15 protein-coding genes and 1 pseudogene are annotated in these 15,795 nt (G+C 66.1%); 13 read left to right on the top strand and 3 right to left on the bottom strand.

The window, feature by feature from the left end; all coding sequences use genetic code 11:
- Positions 1-13: 13 nt before the first annotated feature.
- The 9 genes and pseudogenes from EH231_RS02335 (at position 14) to EH231_RS02375 (ending at position 10,018) form a co-directional block, all read left to right on the top strand.
- A complete protein-coding gene (locus tag EH231_RS02335) occupies positions 14-1,498 on the top strand; it encodes an amidase (protein ID WP_090425125.1) in 1,485 nt (494 codons plus the stop codon).
- Positions 1,499-1,643: 145 nt separating this feature from the next.
- Positions 1,644-2,837 carry an ABC transporter permease family protein gene (locus EH231_RS02340; protein ID WP_090425126.1) on the top strand — a complete coding sequence of 398 codons (1,194 nt, stop codon included), beginning with the start codon at positions 1,644-1,646 and terminating at the stop codon, positions 2,835-2,837.
- Positions 2,834-3,400 carry an FtsX-like permease family protein gene (locus EH231_RS02345; RefSeq protein WP_090425127.1) on the top strand — a complete coding sequence of 189 codons (567 nt, stop codon included), beginning with the start codon at positions 2,834-2,836 and terminating at the stop codon, positions 3,398-3,400. The genes EH231_RS02340 and EH231_RS02345 overlap by 4 nt, the downstream gene beginning before the upstream one ends.
- Positions 3,401-3,407: 7 nt before the next feature.
- Positions 3,408-4,137 (top strand): annotated as a pseudogene (locus EH231_RS02350) (ABC transporter ATP-binding protein).
- Between the two features lie 26 nt (positions 4,138-4,163).
- Positions 4,164-5,699: an APC family permease gene (locus tag EH231_RS02355; protein ID WP_164480742.1), complete on the top strand. Its 1,536-nt coding sequence runs from the start codon at positions 4,164-4,166 to the stop codon at positions 5,697-5,699.
- Positions 5,696-7,672 carry a primary-amine oxidase gene (locus tag EH231_RS02360; RefSeq protein ID WP_090425129.1) on the top strand — a complete coding sequence of 659 codons (1,977 nt, stop codon included), beginning with the start codon at positions 5,696-5,698 and terminating at the stop codon, positions 7,670-7,672. Before EH231_RS02355 ends, EH231_RS02360 begins: the two co-directional genes overlap by 4 nt.
- Before the next feature lie 153 nt (positions 7,673-7,825).
- On the top strand, positions 7,826-8,380 hold the full coding sequence (locus tag EH231_RS02365) for a hypothetical protein (RefSeq protein ID WP_090425130.1): 555 nt from the start codon (positions 7,826-7,828) through the stop codon (positions 8,378-8,380).
- Positions 8,381-9,544, top strand: a complete 1,164-nt coding sequence (locus tag EH231_RS02370) for a glutathionylspermidine synthase family protein (protein WP_090425131.1) — start codon at positions 8,381-8,383, stop codon at positions 9,542-9,544.
- Between the two features lie 18 nt (positions 9,545-9,562).
- Positions 9,563-10,018 carry a DUF350 domain-containing protein gene (locus EH231_RS02375; RefSeq protein ID WP_090425132.1) on the top strand — a complete coding sequence of 152 codons (456 nt, stop codon included), beginning with the start codon at positions 9,563-9,565 and terminating at the stop codon, positions 10,016-10,018.
- On the opposite strand, the gene EH231_RS02380 is transcribed toward EH231_RS02375, so the two are convergent.
- Entirely contained in the window at positions 9,996-11,147 is a 1,152-nt protein-coding gene (locus tag EH231_RS02380; protein ID WP_090425133.1) for a glycerate kinase, read from the bottom strand. The two genes, EH231_RS02375 and EH231_RS02380, sit on opposite strands and share 23 nt — an antisense overlap.
- 74 nt (positions 11,148-11,221) lie before the next feature.
- Positions 11,222-11,653 (bottom strand): MarR family winged helix-turn-helix transcriptional regulator, encoded by a 432-nt coding sequence (locus tag EH231_RS02385; protein WP_409542515.1) that lies wholly within the window; start codon positions 11,651-11,653, stop codon positions 11,222-11,224.
- Positions 11,654-11,698: 45 nt separating this feature from the next.
- On the opposite strand from EH231_RS02385, the gene EH231_RS02390 reads away from it, so the two are divergent.
- The 4 genes from EH231_RS02390 (at position 11,699) to EH231_RS02405 (ending at position 14,738) form a co-directional block, all read left to right on the top strand.
- Complete coding sequence (locus EH231_RS02390; RefSeq protein ID WP_090425135.1) at positions 11,699-12,391, top strand: class I SAM-dependent methyltransferase; 693 nt, start codon at positions 11,699-11,701, stop codon at positions 12,389-12,391.
- A 146-nt stretch (positions 12,392-12,537) separates the two neighbouring features.
- Positions 12,538-13,287 (top strand): UMP kinase, encoded by a 750-nt coding sequence (gene pyrH, locus EH231_RS02395; RefSeq protein WP_090425136.1) that lies wholly within the window; start codon positions 12,538-12,540, stop codon positions 13,285-13,287.
- Positions 13,288-13,302: 15 nt separating this feature from the next.
- A complete protein-coding gene (gene frr, locus EH231_RS02400) occupies positions 13,303-13,860 on the top strand; it encodes a ribosome recycling factor (protein WP_090425137.1) in 558 nt (185 codons plus the stop codon).
- Positions 13,860-14,738 carry a phosphatidate cytidylyltransferase gene (locus EH231_RS02405; RefSeq protein ID WP_164480743.1) on the top strand — a complete coding sequence of 293 codons (879 nt, stop codon included), beginning with the start codon at positions 13,860-13,862 and terminating at the stop codon, positions 14,736-14,738. Before frr ends, EH231_RS02405 begins: the two co-directional genes overlap by 1 nt.
- On the opposite strand, the gene EH231_RS02410 is transcribed toward EH231_RS02405, so the two are convergent.
- Positions 14,649-15,599: a DMT family transporter gene (locus EH231_RS02410; RefSeq protein WP_090426062.1), complete on the bottom strand. Its 951-nt coding sequence runs from the start codon at positions 15,597-15,599 to the stop codon at positions 14,649-14,651. The two genes, EH231_RS02405 and EH231_RS02410, sit on opposite strands and share 90 nt — an antisense overlap.
- Positions 15,600-15,795 lie beyond the last annotated feature (196 nt).

Raw genomic sequence — 15,795 nt, forward strand, 5'->3', positions numbered from 1 at the left:
CTAGCGTCGGGGCGTGACCAGCGGCCAGCGCGCAGCGCGAAATGTCCCGACCCGTGTTAGTGCATTTGGCGATGACGCCCTCGGCGAGCACGATGCCGTCGGCCTGGTGGCGGAACTGCGGGCCGGCCGGGTATCTGCCGCCGATCTCATCGAAGCCGCCGTCGCGCGGGTGGAGGCGGTCAATCCCACCCTCAACGGACTGGCGTTCGAGGCCTTCGACCGGGCCCATGCCCGCGGCGCCGCACCCAGCGCCTTCGGCGGGTTCTTCGACGGCGTCCCGACTTTCGTCAAGGACAACGTCGCCGTCGAGGGCATGCCGACCATGAGTGGCACGGATGCCTGGGAACCTCGGCCCGAACCGGCCAACGGTGACTTCGCCCGGGCGTATCTCGCCACCGGCCTGGTTCCGCTGGGCAAGACCCGGCTCTCGGAATTCGGTTTCAGCGCCTCGTGCGAGCATCCTCGGCTGGGCCCGGTGCGCAACCCGTGGAACCCGCTGCACACCGCGGGTGCTTCCTCATCGGGTTCGGGTGCCTTCGTCGCGGCGGGCGTCGTACCCATCTCGCACGCCAACGACGGGGGCGGCTCGATCCGCATCCCCGCCGCCTGCAACGGGCTGGTCGGCCTCAAACCGACCCGGGGCCGGCTGCCGCAGGACAAGAGCATGCGGATGATGCCGCTGAGGATCGTGTCCGACGGTGTGCTCACCCGCTCGGTACGTGACACCGCTGCGCTCTACCGCGAGATGGAGAAGGTCTACCGCAGTCCCAAACTTCCACCGATCGGCGATGTCAGCCGTCCGGGAAAGCAACGGCTGCGCATCGCGGTGTGCACGCAATCCGTTGTGCACGACGCCGGCCCGGAGATGACTGAGCTGACGCACAAGACCGCCGCGCTGCTCGAGGAACTCGGCCACCAGATCACCGTGATCGGCAACCCGGTCCAAGCGCGTTTCAAGGATGACTTCCTGCTGTACTGGGCGTTCTTGGCGTATGCGTTGGTGCGCGGGGGGAAGCGGTCGTTCGGCCAGAGCTTCGATCGAGACAAGCTGGACAATCTCACGCTGGGCCTCGAACGACACGCATCGCGCAATCTGCATCGGCTCCCGACCGCGATTGCGCGGTTGGCCCGGTCGCGGCGGGTCACCGAGCGGCTGTCCAACAGCTATGACGCGGTGCTCATGCCCACCCTGGCCGAGCCCACCCTGGAGATCGGCCGCCTGGACCCGACCGCCGACTACGAGCAGATCATCGACCGGCTGCTGGGCTGGGTGGCGTTCACGCCGCTGCAGAATGCCACGGGGGATCCAGCGATCTCGCTGCCGCTGGCCCAGACTGATGCGGGTCTCCCGGTAGGCATGATGCTGTCGGCGACCCGCGGCCGCGAAGCTTTGTTGCTGGAACTGGCCTACGAGCTCGAGGAGGCCAGGCCCTGGGCGCGCATTCAGGATCCGGCCCCCGCCGCCCCACGCAAACGTGTGCGAAAAGCAGTGAAATAGGCTGGTTTTGAACTCGTCAGCGAGGGCTGACGACGAAATCCGTTGTGTCGGCGACATCACGACGTAACGCCAATCAGTGGGTGTTAACTCGCGCGACACCGCGATCTGCTCCGGGTGAAACACGCGGCTCGCAGCATTCCCCACTGTGGAGACCGTAGCTTCGATACCGCCGTCTCAAGCATCCACAGCCCGTCGATCGCCGGAGATCGCGACTACTGCGGTGCGGACCGGGGGCACCTTCGGGTGCCTGATTCGATTCGCACTGGCGAACATTCGTCGCCGGCCCGAACGGTTCGTGTTGTCGGTGCTCGGGATCGCGCTGGCGATCGCCTGCGTCACCGTGGTGCGCACCATCTCAGCGAGTTTTGCGATCACCGGGGCTGATTCGGTCACCGATGTACTGGGGGATGCCCAGCTGTGGGTGGTACCGGCCGCCGGGGTGCACTATGACAACGAGGCCCGCGCCCTGGTTGCCGATGGGCCGCCGCCGGCGTTCGACCTGCCCGACGGCTGGCACGGCCGGATGACGATCTCCGGGGTGACGGTGATCGACGGCGCCGCGGTTTCGCTACGCGGTGGTGATGAAATACCCTCTGGTCAAGCAGTTTTGGGATCCGGTCTGGCTGGTCGGTTGGGGGTCGCGTCCGGAGACGTGATCGACGTGGGGGCTCTGCCGCTCACCGCGAAGGTCTCCGGGCCAGGGGAGTCGATGACCGTGGCACCTGCGTTGGCGCGGTTGCTGGTCGGCGACAACGGCTGGTGGACGATCAACGCGCCGCCGGGCGATGAACACCGCCACGACCTGGCGCAGACATTCGGCGCCGTGGTCGGGCTGCCGTTCACGACCGATCCGTCTGTGCAGCCGGAACCCGGTGGTCATGGCCTGATCTATGACACAGTCGGCGGATCTGGTCCACTGAGCTTCGAGCAGAAGTTCTCGGCGCTGTTCTCGGGGCAGGTCACCGGCTCGACCTTGGGCCTGATCTCCACCATCGGGCTCGCTCTGGGATTCGTCATCGCGGTCTCGTCCTTCCTGGCCGCGGTCGCCGAACGCAAGCGTGAGTTCGGGATCATGAGCAGCATCGGACTGGCCGACGAGGTGCTGTACTTCTTCCTGGTCGAGTCGGGGATCGTCTTCGTGGCGGCCTACGCGGTCGGTGTGCTCGGCGCGGGAGTCGCTGTGGCACTGGTGATTCCGGAGATCGCCACACTGGCCGCTTGGGCCCAGGCGGCCGGAATGGTGGCTGCGTTCCTGCCCGCGATGGCAATCGTCGGCGCCCTGGTGCCCGTGCACCGGCTCCTGCAGCAACGTCCGGTCGATCTTCTGGGGGCAAGGTGAATCGCAAGGGTCTGGCCTACGGCTGGTTGGCGGCGCGTCGGCGTCTCCGCGAGATGGTGCTGCCCGTGGTGACCACTGCCACCGGGTCCTTTCTGGTGGTGCTGGTGTTCGGGATGTCTGCGGGGATTCGCGCGCAGTCAGCGACACTCGGGCACGCCGAGGAGATCAACCGGGCGGTGATCCTGATCGCGGTCACCGTGCTGCTCGTCGGAGTGGTCGAAGTCGCGGTGGCCACCACCCGCACCGTGGCGCACCGTACCCGTGAACTCGGCGTGCTCGGAGCCAACGGCATACCCCGCGGCCCCGTCATCGCGGCTCTCCTCGTCGAACCGGTGGTGGCTGCTGTGCTGGGCTCACTGCTGGGTGCGGTCTGCGCAGGTGTCACCGGTGTGGTGGTGGCACTGCTGGGTCTGGCGCCCACCGGGGTGTCGTACGCCGGGTTGGTGGTCGGCGCGGCGATCGCCGTCGGGGTCAGCGTCGCGGCTGCGGTCGCGACGAGTTTCGTGCCCACCTTCAACGCCGCATCACGTCCACCCATTCGATCCCTGACCGCGGGAGGTTAGCCCGAGCATGACCGCACTTCACGACACCGCCGCTGCCGCACCGGAAGACACCGAGCCGGTCAAGAAACCCGTCATCGAGGTCAGCAACGTGTGGAAACTGCACAAGCTCGGCGACGAGGTGGTCAAGGCGCTCGTCGCCGCTGAACTCCAGGTGATGCCGGGGGAGTTCGTCTGCCTGATGGGGCCGAGCGGCAGTGGAAAGTCCACACTGCTCAACATCATCGGCGGGCTGGACCGTCCGACGAAGGGTACGGTCACGATCAGCGGCCAGGACACCGCACAACTGACCGAGAGCCAGTTCGCGGCGTTGCGCCACGACACCATCGGCTTCATCTTCCAGAGCTACAACCTGATCCCGTTCCTGTCGGCGGTCGAGAACGTCGAGCTGCCTCTGATGTTCGAGCCGTACGACCGGAAGTCGTTGCGCAAGCGCGCAACCGAACTGCTCGAGCTGGTGGGCCTCGGGCACCGGGTGCACCACCAGCCCACGAAGATGTCGGGTGGTGAACAGCAGCGCACCGCGATCGCACGGTCGCTGATCAGCAACCCGACCCTGGTATTGGCCGACGAGCCGACGGCCAACCTCGACCACCGCACCGGGGGAGACGGTGGTGCGCATGCTGCGTGACCTGTGCTCGACATTGGGCGTCACGGTCGTCGCAAGCACCCACGATCCCACGGTGGCCGACGAAGCGAGCCGTGTAGTCCGGATGCGAGACGGACAAATCGTCAACTGAATCAACGGTATTGGGAGACGAACTCAATGACTCAAGAACTGGAGGCCGCGGCGCCGTCAGAGCGTGACAAGCTGATGACGACCGAGCTGGTCCCCGAACAGATCCTGCCCAAGGTGATGAGCACCTTCGGCCTGACCGCGGCCTATGTCTTCATCATCTGTTGGATCACCGGCTCCTCGGTGATGGCGACAGGTGGATGGACCGCCATCCCCATGTGGGTGCTGGGCATCCTCACCTTCCTGGTCCCTGCCGGCATGGCCGTGGTGGAACTGGGCAACCTGTGGCCCGGGCAGGGCGGTGTCTACATCTGGGCCACCCGGACGATGGGGGAGACCTGGGGATTCATCGGCGGGTACCTGTCGTGGGTGCCGGTGATCCTCAATGCCGCGTCATCGCCCGCGGTGGTCCTCTCATTCCTGTTGCTGGCCTTCCACACCGAACTCGGCGTGATGACGAGCGTCATCCTGCAACTGGTCATCCTGTGGACGGTTGTCGGCTTGGCACTGGCGAAGCTCTCCGCCAACCAGCGGATAATGAACGTCGTCTTCGTGGTGTTCGGCATCCTCGCGCTGACGATCTTCGTCTCGGGCGTGCTCTTCGCGGTGAAGCATGGTTCGGCAACGCCGTTCAGCTGGTCCGAGGCGACGATTCCCAACTTCGCGGTGTCGGGCTTCCTGTACGGCACTGTGCTGCTCTATCTGCTCGGTGTGGAGACGCCGTACAACATGGGTGCGGAGTTCTTGTCGGTGCGCAAGAGCGGCCCGCGAATGATCTTGTGGGGTTCGACGGCGCTGGTCGCCATCTACCTGCTGACGACGCTGGGCACGATGATGGCGTTGCCCACCGCGGAGATCGACGCCGTGACGGGTGTCATCGGCATGCTGGACGTCGCGGGGTTCCCGGGGCTGATGGAGATCTGCGCAGTCGTGCTCGCCTTGATCATCGTCGTCGCGTTGATGACGTATCAGGTGGCCTACTCACGATTGATCTTCGTCTCCGGGCTGGAGCGGCACCTGCCGCGCATCTTCACCCACCTCAACCCGCGCACCCGTAATCCGGTGTCCGCCATCCTGATCCAGGGGGTCATCTCGTCGCTGATCCTGGTCGGCCTGTACTCGCAGAGCAGCCTGGTCAACACGACGATCTTCCTCCAGGGCGGCCTGTCGACCGTGTGGCTGCTGTCCGGTTTCTTCTTCCTGATCCCGGTCGTCATCGCCCGCAAGAAGTACGCGGATCGCTATGAGAACGAGACGTTCTGGCGCATCCCCGGCGGCATGGTCGGCGTCTGGATCACCGTGATCGTCGGCACCCTCGGCACCATCGGCGGCGTCTATTACTCGTTCGCGAAATCTTGGCTCACCAGTGCCGGGGTCGGGGATGCCGAGTGGATGAAGTGGGTCGGCAGCATCAGTGTCGGGATGTTCGCACTCGGGCTGGTGGTCTACGTCTTCGGCCGCCGCTCGGCGCACAAGGTCTCGCAGGAAGATGCCCTGGCCCATCTCGCGGTGTTCGACCTCACCGCCGACGACTCGACCGCAACCAAGGAGGATTCCCCCAGATGACCATGGACAGCACCCTGGTGCCGGCCGAGTCGACCGACGCCACCAGCCGCTATCCGCTCGATCCGTTGACCGGTGCCGAGATCGAGGCGGCCGCGGCCGTCATCACCGAATCGGACTACGCCACACCGACGTTGAAATTCGTCATGATCCAGCTGGCCGAGCCGGCCAAGACCGCCGCGCTGTCCTTCGTGGACGCGACCGAGGTGCCGCGTCAGGCGTTCGTGACGATGTACGACGGTGCCGCCAAGCTGATCTATGAGGCTGTCGTCGACCTCGACGCGAGGGTGATCGACTCGTGGACCCCGATTCCCGGCCGGTTCCCGTCCTATCTCGTCGAACACATGACAGGGGTGGAGGAGAAGGTGCGGGAGGACCCGCGATGGCAGGAGGCCATGCGCAAGCGGGGTGTCACCGATTTCAGCCTGGCGATGATCGACCCGTGGCCGGCCGGCTACTACGGCGCGCAGGACCACTACGAGAACTCGCCGCTGATCTGCCGGCCGCTGACCTTCATGCGCGCGGCACCGTCGGAGAATGGCTACGCGCGGCCCGTCGAGGGCCTGATCGTCACGTTCGATCTGGACAACATGGAGATCATCGACATCGAGGACCATGGCACGGTCCCGTTACCGTCCAAGGGCGGCAACTACTCCGGGCAGTTCATGTTCACGCCCGACAACCGGCCCGCGTTCACGCAGTTCCGTGACGACGTCAAGACCATCGACATCACCCAACCCCACGGGCCCAGTTTCACCGTCGACGGATGGAACGTCACCTGGCAGAAATGGTCGATGCGGGTCGGGTTCAACCCCCGCGAGGGCCTGGTGCTGCATGAGGTGACCTACACCGACCGTGGCGAGGTCCGGCCCATCATGTACCGCGCCGCACTGTCGGAAATGGTGGTCCCATACGGTGATTCGTCGCCGACGCACTGGAACAAGAACGTCTTCGACATGGGTGAGGTCGGGATGGGCTTCTCGGCCAACCCGTTGACCCTTGGCTGTGACTGTCTCGGTGAGATCTTCTACTTCGACGGTACGGTCAACGACTCCAGCGGCAACGCCGTCACCATCCCCAACGCGATCTGCATGCACGAGGAGGACTACGGGATCTCCTGGAAGCACACCGATTTCCGCACCGGGGAGGTCGAGGTTCGGCGGTCCCGGCGGTTGGTGATCTCGATGATCTGCACCGTCGGCAACTACGAGTACGGCTTCTTCTGGTACTTCTACAACGATGCGTCCATCGAGATGGAGGTCAAACTAACCGGGGTGCTGACCACCGGTGCGGTTCCCGACGGCGAGACCCCGCGCTGGGGCAAGATGGTGGCGCCCGGGATGTACGGCCCGAACCATCAGCACTTCTTCAACTTCCGCATGGACATGAGCATCGACGGCCCGGGAAACAGTGTGTACGAGGTGGATTCGATCCCCGAGCCGGACCCGGAACTGAACCCGCACCACAACGCCTGGATCACCCGGGACACCCTGGTGGCCTCGGAGTCCGAGGGGGCCCGGGACTGGGAGTACTCGACCGGCCGGTACTGGAAGGTGGTCAACCCCTCCAAGCTCAACGAGTTCGGCGCGCCGGTCGGCTACAAGTTGATGCCCAAGGACATCGTCCCGGTCATGGTGCAGGAGGGGTCGGTGATCTATGACCGGGCCCGGTTCGTCCAGCACAACCTGTGGGTCACCCGCTACGACCCGAGGGAGCTCTACGCCGCGGGGGATTACATGTATCAATCCGCGGATGCCCAGGGCCTGCCGGAATATGTCGCCGACGACGCGCCGCTGACGGACACCGACGTCGTGCTCTGGTACACCGTGGGTGCCCACCATGTGGTGTGCCCGGAGGACTGGCCGGTGATGCCGTGCCACTACACCGGCTTCAAGCTCAAACCGGTGGGATTCTTCGACGGCAACCCGGCACTGGATGTTCCGCCCTCACCGCCGGCGGCGTGCCACCACCACTGAGTCGCGGCCACTGACAGGCGCGGACGCACCCGGACACCAGTGAATCGGGGGCGCCCGCGCCTGCTCGCGCGGACATTTCGTCAACTGCCGGGGCGGCGAGTGGCAGCTTGCTCTTATGATGACCGGCAGGTGTCAGAGTTTGCGGGGGTGTGAATGACGTCTGGGCCAGAAGATCAGCCGAGCGGGGACGTTCGCGGATCGATACGTTGGCAGGACCCGGCTACGACCACGCCGCGGCCGCCGACCGTGGCCGAGGCGCGCCAGCGAGACAAGGCGCAGAAGGCGCGCGAGGCCGCCGAGGAGTGGGCGAGGCAGCAGGAGGAGCAGCGCGAACGTCGCGCTGCCACCGGCAAGAAGGTTTTGATGGGCTCGGTGGCAGTGGTCGGTGTCGTCGGGGTGATCGCGCTCGGCTACCACCTGCTGCACAAAGAGGAGATCGCGGCGTCGTGCGTCAAGGAGGGCACCAACGAGGTGGTGCCCGATTCGTACTGCTCCAGCGGCCACAGCGGTTCCGGGGGCACGTTCATCTACCTGGGTTCGCCGTACCGGTACTACTACGGCGGCAACAACGGCGGAGTGGGCACCATTGCCCGGGGCGGGACCATCGAACAGCCCAAGGGCACCACGGCCAAGACCAAGTCGGGGACGTCGATCTCGCGCGGCGGCTTCGGCTCGTCGTCGAGCTACGGCAAGAGCTCGGGGAGCTGAATGCGCCGTCAACGTAGTTCCCCGCGAGCCGGCTGGGAACAGATCGTCGCTGACCAGGGGATGTGCTACGGGACCCCGGCGCGCGATGCGACCGGTGCCGACCGCCCGTACTGGGACGAGTCGGTGCACTACGTCTTCGACATGGACGAGGTGCTGTCGATCGAGGCCTCCGTCGAGGTGCTGCACTCGATGTGCCTGGAGGCCGTCGAGAACGTCGTACTGACCGGGCGCTACCGCGACTTCGGGCTTCCCGAATGGAGCTGGGAGCACATCGAGAAGTCCTGGCGGCGCAGTGATCCGCACCTGTACGGCCGTTTCGATCTTCGCTACGACGGCCGCCGGCCGCCGGTGCTGCTGGAGTACAACGCCGACACCCCGACCACACTGCTGGAGGCGGCGATCCTGCAGTGGCACTGGAAGACGGACGTCTATCCGGAGGATGATCAGTGGAACTCGTTGCACGAGAAGCTGGTTGCCCGTTGGGGTGAGATCCGCGACCGCCTGCCGGGGGCCGAGACATACTTCACCTGGTCGGGCGCCGAGCTCAGCGGCGAGGATCACGTGACGGTCGCCTACCTGCAGGAATGTGCGGCCGAGGCCGGCCTGAACACCGTGGGCCTGGCGATCGAGGACATCGGGTTCGACGCTGACCTCGACCGGTTTGTCGACCTCGCGGAAGCGCCCATGGACTCGATCTTCAAGCTCTATCCCTGGGAGTGGATGCTCGACGACGATTTCGGTCGCAGGGCGGTCGAGCAGATGCCCGCCACGATGTGGGTGGAGCCGCTGTGGAAGACGCTGTTGAGTAACAAGGCGATCCTGGCGGTGCTGTGGGAGATGTATCCCGGGCACCCGAACCTGTTGCCCGCCTACGTCGATGACCCGCACGAGCTGACCGAGTACGTGCGCAAGCCCAAACTGGGGCGTGAGGGTGCCAACATCACCATCGTCGGTCCCGGGTACGAGACCGAGACCGGCGGCGTGTACGGCGAAGAGGGCTACGTGTACCAGTTGCTCGATCCGCTACCGCAATTCGACGACATGCGCCCCGCGTTGGGCGCGTGGATCGTCGGCGACGAATCCGCCGGACTCGGGATCCGCGAGACCTCCGGTCTCGTCACCGACAACGGCGCTGCCTTTGTGCCACACCGCATCCCGCAGTGACCTGGAAGGAATACCCCTATGACAACCACCCTGGTTGCGCTCAGCTCTGATTACTGGTCGGTCCTCGGTCACGGGGTGTCGGCGATCGTGCTGTACTCGATCGTCGGTGTGGCGCTGATGGTCCTGGGTTTCTACGTGATCGACTGGACCACGCCGGGTCCGTTGCGGACCCTGGTGCAGGCCGGGCGTCCCAACGCCGCTGCAGTGGCGGCCTCCGGCGTGATATCGATGGCATTCATCGTCGTGCTGGCCATCTACAGTTCCTCGGGTGACCTGATCCAGGGCCTGATCACCACACTGGTGTTCGGCCTGTTGGGCATTGCGGCCCAGGCGTTCTCGGTCCGGCTGGTCGGCGCGATCAAGGGGATCGACATCGGCGGCGTCCTGGCCTCCGAAAGGTTCACCCCACAGGTCCTGGTCGTGACGGCTTCCTATGTGGCCTTCGGCCTGATCATCGCGGCGGCGATCCTCTAGTTCCTCGCTGGATTGTGCGGCAGACTTCGGCGGCCGCCCGAGTCAAGGCGGCCGGGCCGTCACGCAAGGCCTGATCCAGCGGCGTGCCCGGCGCGGTGATCGCCACCAGTTTGTCGACGCCGTTGTCCAGCAGTATGTCGGCGTCGGGGGCCACCCGGCCGGCGAAGATCGCCACCCGGGCGCCGGTGCGGGCGGCCAGCTGGGCGACACCGAACGGCGTCTTTCCCAACATGGTCTGGGCGTCGACGCTGCCCTCGCCGGTGAACACCCAGTCCGCGCCGGTCAGGGACTGCTCCAGTCCGACGGTCTGGGCGATCAGTTCGACACCGGGAGCGCAGTCGGCGGCGAGGAACTCCAGCAGGCCGAAGCCCAGGCCGCCCGCGGCACCGGCCCCCGGGCGGTCGGGCCGGGCGTGGCCGAGCGCGGTGCCGGTCACCTCCACCAACCGGGCCAGCGCAGTTTCGAGCACCTCGACATCGTCGGGAGCGGCCCCCTTCTGCGGGCCGAAAACCGCACTGGCGCCACCGGTTCCGAGCAGCGGCGCGGTGACGTCGGAGGCGATCCGGACCCGGACATCGGCCAATCGGGGATCCATACCCGAGACATCGATGTGTTGCAGTCGGGCCAGTGCCGCACCACCGGGCGGCAGTGCGGCGCCGTCGGCATCGGTGAAGGACACGCCCAGGGCGGTGAGCATGCCGGCTCCACCGTCATTGGTCGCCGAACCGCCGATCCCGATCAGCAGCTCGGTCGCGCCCCGATCCAGCGCCGAGATGATGATTTGTCCGACTCCGAATGTGCTGGCGCGCAAGATGTCCCGGTCCGCCGGCGCCACCAGCTCCAGGCCGGAGGCGCTGGCCATCTCGATCACGGCCAGGCGGTGCTCGGCGAGGTAGCCATAGGTGGCGCGCGCCGGCCGTCCCAGCGGATCGCTGACCTCGACCGTGACGCGATCGCCGCCGAGTGCGTCGACGACGGCATCCACGGTGCCTTCGCCGCCGTCGGCCATCGGTACCCCGATGCACTCGGCGTCGGGCAGTACCGACCGGACGCCTTCGCGCAGCGCTGCCACCGCTTGCGACGCGGTCATCGACTCCTTGAAGGAGTCCGGGGCCAGCACGATCTTCATTGGCTGGCGACATTACCCACTGTGGCGCCGCGCGGCGCGCCGTAGCGGACCGCCTCGGGCCTGCCCGGGGGAGTTCACGTCACGGCATGGGCCAGGAGTCGCTTGAGTTCGCGTCGCTGCTCGGCGTCGAGCCCTTCGAGCACCTCTTCCTCGGCGGCAAGCACCGCGGCTTCGGCCCGTTTCAGCAATTCGGCTCCCTCGGCCGTCAGTTCGGCCGGAAGCGCCCGTCCGGAGTCCACGGTGGCGGGTCTGCGTACGGCGCCGCGATCCTGAAGTCCGCGCAGCACGTTGTTCATGGCCTGCGGTGAGACGTTGGTGTGACGCGCGAGTTCCGCGTTGGACTGACCGGGGGCCATGGACAGCAGTCGCAGACAGACGAATTCGGGCAGCGTGAGCCCGAGCGGTTGCAGTTGTGCCGCGACCTTGGGCTGCAGCACAGCGACCACGCGATACATCAGGTATCCGAGTGGCTGTTCCTCCAGGACGCCCCCGGTATCGGAGTTCATATCAAGCATATTGACACATATCAACCAGGTTGATATACCGGAAGTATGACCACACCAAGCGAAATGTCTGACGCAATGTTCGAATCGGCTTACCGCGGTGAGGCTCCCGAGTTCGCCGGGGTGCGTCCGCCGTGGAGCATCGGCGAACCACAGCCCGAGATCGCGGCCCTGATCGCCGAGGGCAAGTTCCACGGGGAGGTGCTGGACGCCGGTTGCGGTGAGGCGGCCACGGCCCTGGACCTGGCGGAACGGGGATTCACCACCGTCGGGCTCGACCAGTCGGCCACGGCCATCGAATTGGCCCGGGCGGAGGCCGCCAAGCGGGGCCTGGCCAACGCCAGCTTCGAAGTCGCCGACATCAGCGCGTTCACCGGCTACGACGGTCGCTTCGGCACCATCGTCGACAGCACGCTGTTCCACTCCATGCCGGTGGAACTTCGCGACGGTTACCAGCAGTCGATCGTACGGGCCGCCGCACCCGGCGCGTCCTACTTCGTGCTGGTGTTCGACAAGGGGACGATGGGCGACACCGGGCCCGCCAATCCGGTCAGCGAGGACGAACTGCGCGAGGTCGTCGGCAAGTACTGGGTGATCGACGATGTCCGGCCGGCCCGCATCCACGCCCACGTGCCAGCCGAATTCGCCAACTTCGCCGATTTCGCCGGAATGGACCTCCGCGACGAGGGCAACGACCGCAAATCGATGGCGGCCTGGCTGCTTCAGGCGCACCTCGGGTAGTTGCCAGCTGACCTGCGCCCGCCGGCGACACTCGGTCCGCGAGGGCTCCCCCCGCTAGGTGTGCTGCCCGCCATAAGGCAGGATAGAGAGGCCGTCCAGGGGTAACCCGGGTGGCTCTCTACATGCGAGGAGTGCCGAGGAGACCGATGGCGGATCCGAATGTCGCCGGCGAGGGCGCAGCACCCATTCGTCCCTTCTACACGAGGGTTCTGCTCAAGCTTGGCGGAGAGATGTTCGGCGGCGGTGAGGTCGGTCTCGACCCCGATGTCGTGCATCAGGTAGCCCGCCAGATCGCCGCCGTCGTGCGCAGCGGAGTCCAGGTCGCGGTCGTGATCGGCGGCGGCAACTTCTTCCGCGGCGCCCAGCTGCAGCAGCGCGGGATGGAACGCACCCGCAGCGACTACATGGGCATGCTCGGAACCGTGATGAACAGCCTTGCGCTGCAGGACTTCCTGCAGAAAGAGGGTATCGACACCCGCGTGCAGACCGCCATCACCATGGGTCAGGTCGCCGAGCCGTACATCCCGTTGCGGGCCGTGCGGCACCTGGAAAAGGGCCGCGTCGTCATCTTCGGTGCCGGCATGGGCCTTCCGTACTTCTCCACCGACACGACCGCTGCGCAGCGGGCCCTGGAAATCGGGGCCGACGTGGTGCTGATGGCCAAGGCCGTCGACGGCGTCTACACCGCCGACCCGCGTGAGGATCCGAGCGCCGAGCTGCTCACCGAGGTCAGCCATCGCGAGGTCATCGATCGCGGCCTGCGGGTCGCCGATGCCACCGCCTTCAGTTTGTGCATGGACAACCGGATGCCGATGCTGGTGTTCAACCTGCTCACCGAAGGCAATATCGCCCGCGCGGTGGCGGGTGAGAAGATCGGAACACTGGTCACCACCTAAACGGGAGAAGCCGACGTGATCGACGAAACTCTCTTCGACGCTGAAGAGAAGATGGAAAAGGCCGTGAGTGTGGCCCGTGACGACCTGGCCACCATTCGGACCGGCCGGGCCAATCCCGGCATGTTCTCCCGGATCAACATCGACTACTACGGGGCGATGACGCCGATCACGCAGATGGCAAGCATCAACGTCCCCGAGGCGCGCATGGTCGTCATCAAGCCTTACGAGGCATCGCAGCTCAAGCCGATCGAGGACGCGATCCGCCACTCCGACCTCGGGGTCAATCCGACCAACGACGGCAGCATCATCCGGATCTCCATACCGCAGCTCACCGAGGAGCGTCGCCGCGACCTGGTCAAGCAGGCCAAGTCCAAGGGCGAGGACGCCAAGGTGTCGGTGCGCAACATCCGCCGCAAGGCCATGGAAGAGCTCAGCCGGATCAAGAAGGACGGCGAGGCCGGCGAGGACGAGGTCGGACGGGCCGAGAAGGACCTCGACAAGACCACCCACACCTACACCAGCCAGATCGACGACCTGGTCAAGCACAAGGAAGGCGAACTGCTGGAGGTCTAGTGGCCGATCAGCAAATACCTTTCGTGACAAACACACCGGTCGGAGAACCGCAGAAAAAACAATCCCGGGCCGGCCGTGATCTCCCGGCCGCCATCGCCGTCGGCGTCGTCCTCGGCGCCATGGCGATCGGGACCCTCTTGTTCGCGCCGATCTGGTGGCTGCCGTTGCTCGCGGTGGCGATAGCCATCGCCACCCACGAGGTGATCCGGCGGCTGCGCGAACACGGTTACGCGTTGCCCGCCGTCCCGCTGCTGCTCGGTGGCCAGGCGATGATCTGGCTGACCTGGCCGTTCGGGGCAGTCGGTCTGCTGGGCGCCTTCGGGGGCACGATCGTCGTCTGCATGGTGTGGCGTCTCGTCGGGCAGGGTCTGGACCAGCAACCGGTCAATTACCTGCGCGATATCGCCGCCACGATCCTGCTCGCCACCTGGGTGCCGTTGTTCGCGGCCTTCACCGCGCTTCTGATCTTCGCCGACCACGGCGGAGCCAGGGTATTCACCATCATCGTCACGGTCGTCTTCGCCGACATCGGCGGTTATGTCGCGGGCGTGCTGTTCGGCAAGCACCTGCTGGCCCCGGCGATCAGCCCCAAGAAGTCCTGGGAGGGCCTCGGCGGTTCGCTCGTGTTCGGCATCACCGCAGCCGTTCTCTCGGTGACGTTCCTGCTGGACAAGCCCGCGTGGGTGGGCGCACCGCTGGGCTTGCTGCTGGTCATCACCGGCGTGCTCGGCGACCTGGTCGAATCGCAGATCAAGCGTGACCTCGGGATCAAGGACATGGGCACGCTGCTACCGGGCCACGGTGGGATCATGGACCGCATCGACGCGATGCTGCCGTCCGCTGTCGTCGGCTGGATTGTGCTGACGCTGCTCGCGTAGATTGCGCTCGCCGCGCGCGCCTGACGCGTTCAGCCAGCACGCGACCGCACCCAGGACCAGTCCCGCGGCGATACCGAGGTTCACCCGCTCGCCGAGCATGAACCAGGACAACACCCCTGCGACCGCGGGAATGACGCAGAACAGCATCGCGACCGCCGAGGCGCCGTGCAGATTGATGGCCCGCACGTACAGCGACACCCCGAGGGTGGCGTTCAGCAGCACCACACCGGCCACCGCCAGCACGGCCTTGGTGACGTCGTGCACCTCGACCGGTGTGGTGAGCGCGAGCGCCAAGGCGGGGATGAAGGCGACGGCGTTCTGCACGGACGTCGAGGCCCGGAAGTCGACATCGGAGCAGAACCGCTGTTGATACACCCCGCCGGCGGCCAGGCCGAGCAGTGCCACCAGTAACAATCCGACCGCGGGGTCGATGCCGCCCGAGTCGACCAGCCTCGTCGCGCATGCTGCCAGCACGGCGGCGACGCCGAGCACCAAGGCGAGTACTCGGCGTGGCGTCAGCCGATCGCGCAGGAACATCGCGGCCAGCAGTGCCGTCGCGACCGGGTTCATCGCGATGACAACCGCGCACAGCACCGCCGGGGCGCCATGCTGAATCGCGATGTACAGGGCGCAGAACTGCACGGCCTGCATGAGCAGACCCGCCACCGCGACGTGAAGCAGCTTGCGCCCGGTGGGAAAGCTGACCCGGGCCAGCGCTGCCCACGTCCCGAGGAACAGGCCGGCGAGCCCGAACCGGACGGCCAACACAGCCATCGGGGAGAGCGCGTGCACGGCGAGGTTGCCGATCGGATAGCCCAGGGCGTAGAAGAACGTCACGGTCGTCGCCGTGCGCATCGGCATCGGCTGGATCGCTCCGTGCGTGCGCAGGGGAGTGGACGCCATGACGCAATGGTGGGTGAGCTCCCCACGCGCGGTCCAACGATTATCGGCAATCGCGATTGATCGTTGATGCTAATCAATCGCCTGGAATAACTCGGTGAATAGAAGGAAATGCCTGGTTTTTGATCGTAAGCACTGATCGGAGTACGTTGGCCGC

The sequence above is a fragment of the Mycolicibacterium nivoides genome, from assembly GCF_003855255.1.
Lineage (GTDB): Bacteria > Actinomycetota > Actinomycetes > Mycobacteriales > Mycobacteriaceae > Mycobacterium > Mycobacterium nivoides.

What these genes read in the sequence shown, in the direction of transcription:
- EH231_RS02410 (WP_090426062.1), bottom strand. Translation starts at nt 15,599, where the DNA reads ATGCCGATGCGCACGGCGACGACCGTGACGTTCTTCTACGCCCTGGGC.
- EH231_RS02360 (WP_090425129.1), top strand. Translation starts at nt 5,696, where the DNA reads ATGACCATGGACAGCACCCTGGTGCCGGCCGAGTCGACCGACGCCACC.
- EH231_RS02390 (WP_090425135.1), top strand. Translation starts at nt 11,699, where the DNA reads ATGACCACACCAAGCGAAATGTCTGACGCAATGTTCGAATCGGCTTAC.
- EH231_RS02370 (WP_090425131.1), top strand. Translation starts at nt 8,381, where the DNA reads ATGCGCCGTCAACGTAGTTCCCCGCGAGCCGGCTGGGAACAGATCGTC.
- pyrH (WP_090425136.1), top strand. Translation starts at nt 12,538, where the DNA reads ATGGCGGATCCGAATGTCGCCGGCGAGGGCGCAGCACCCATTCGTCCC.
- EH231_RS02380 (WP_090425133.1), bottom strand. Translation starts at nt 11,147, where the DNA reads ATGAAGATCGTGCTGGCCCCGGACTCCTTCAAGGAGTCGATGACCGCG.
- EH231_RS02355 (WP_164480742.1), top strand. Translation starts at nt 4,164, where the DNA reads ATGACTCAAGAACTGGAGGCCGCGGCGCCGTCAGAGCGTGACAAGCTG.
- EH231_RS02385 (WP_409542515.1), bottom strand. Translation starts at nt 11,653, where the DNA reads ATGAACTCCGATACCGGGGGCGTCCTGGAGGAACAGCCACTCGGATAC.
- EH231_RS02375 (WP_090425132.1), top strand. Translation starts at nt 9,563, where the DNA reads ATGACAACCACCCTGGTTGCGCTCAGCTCTGATTACTGGTCGGTCCTC.
- EH231_RS02365 (WP_090425130.1), top strand. Translation starts at nt 7,826, where the DNA reads ATGACGTCTGGGCCAGAAGATCAGCCGAGCGGGGACGTTCGCGGATCG.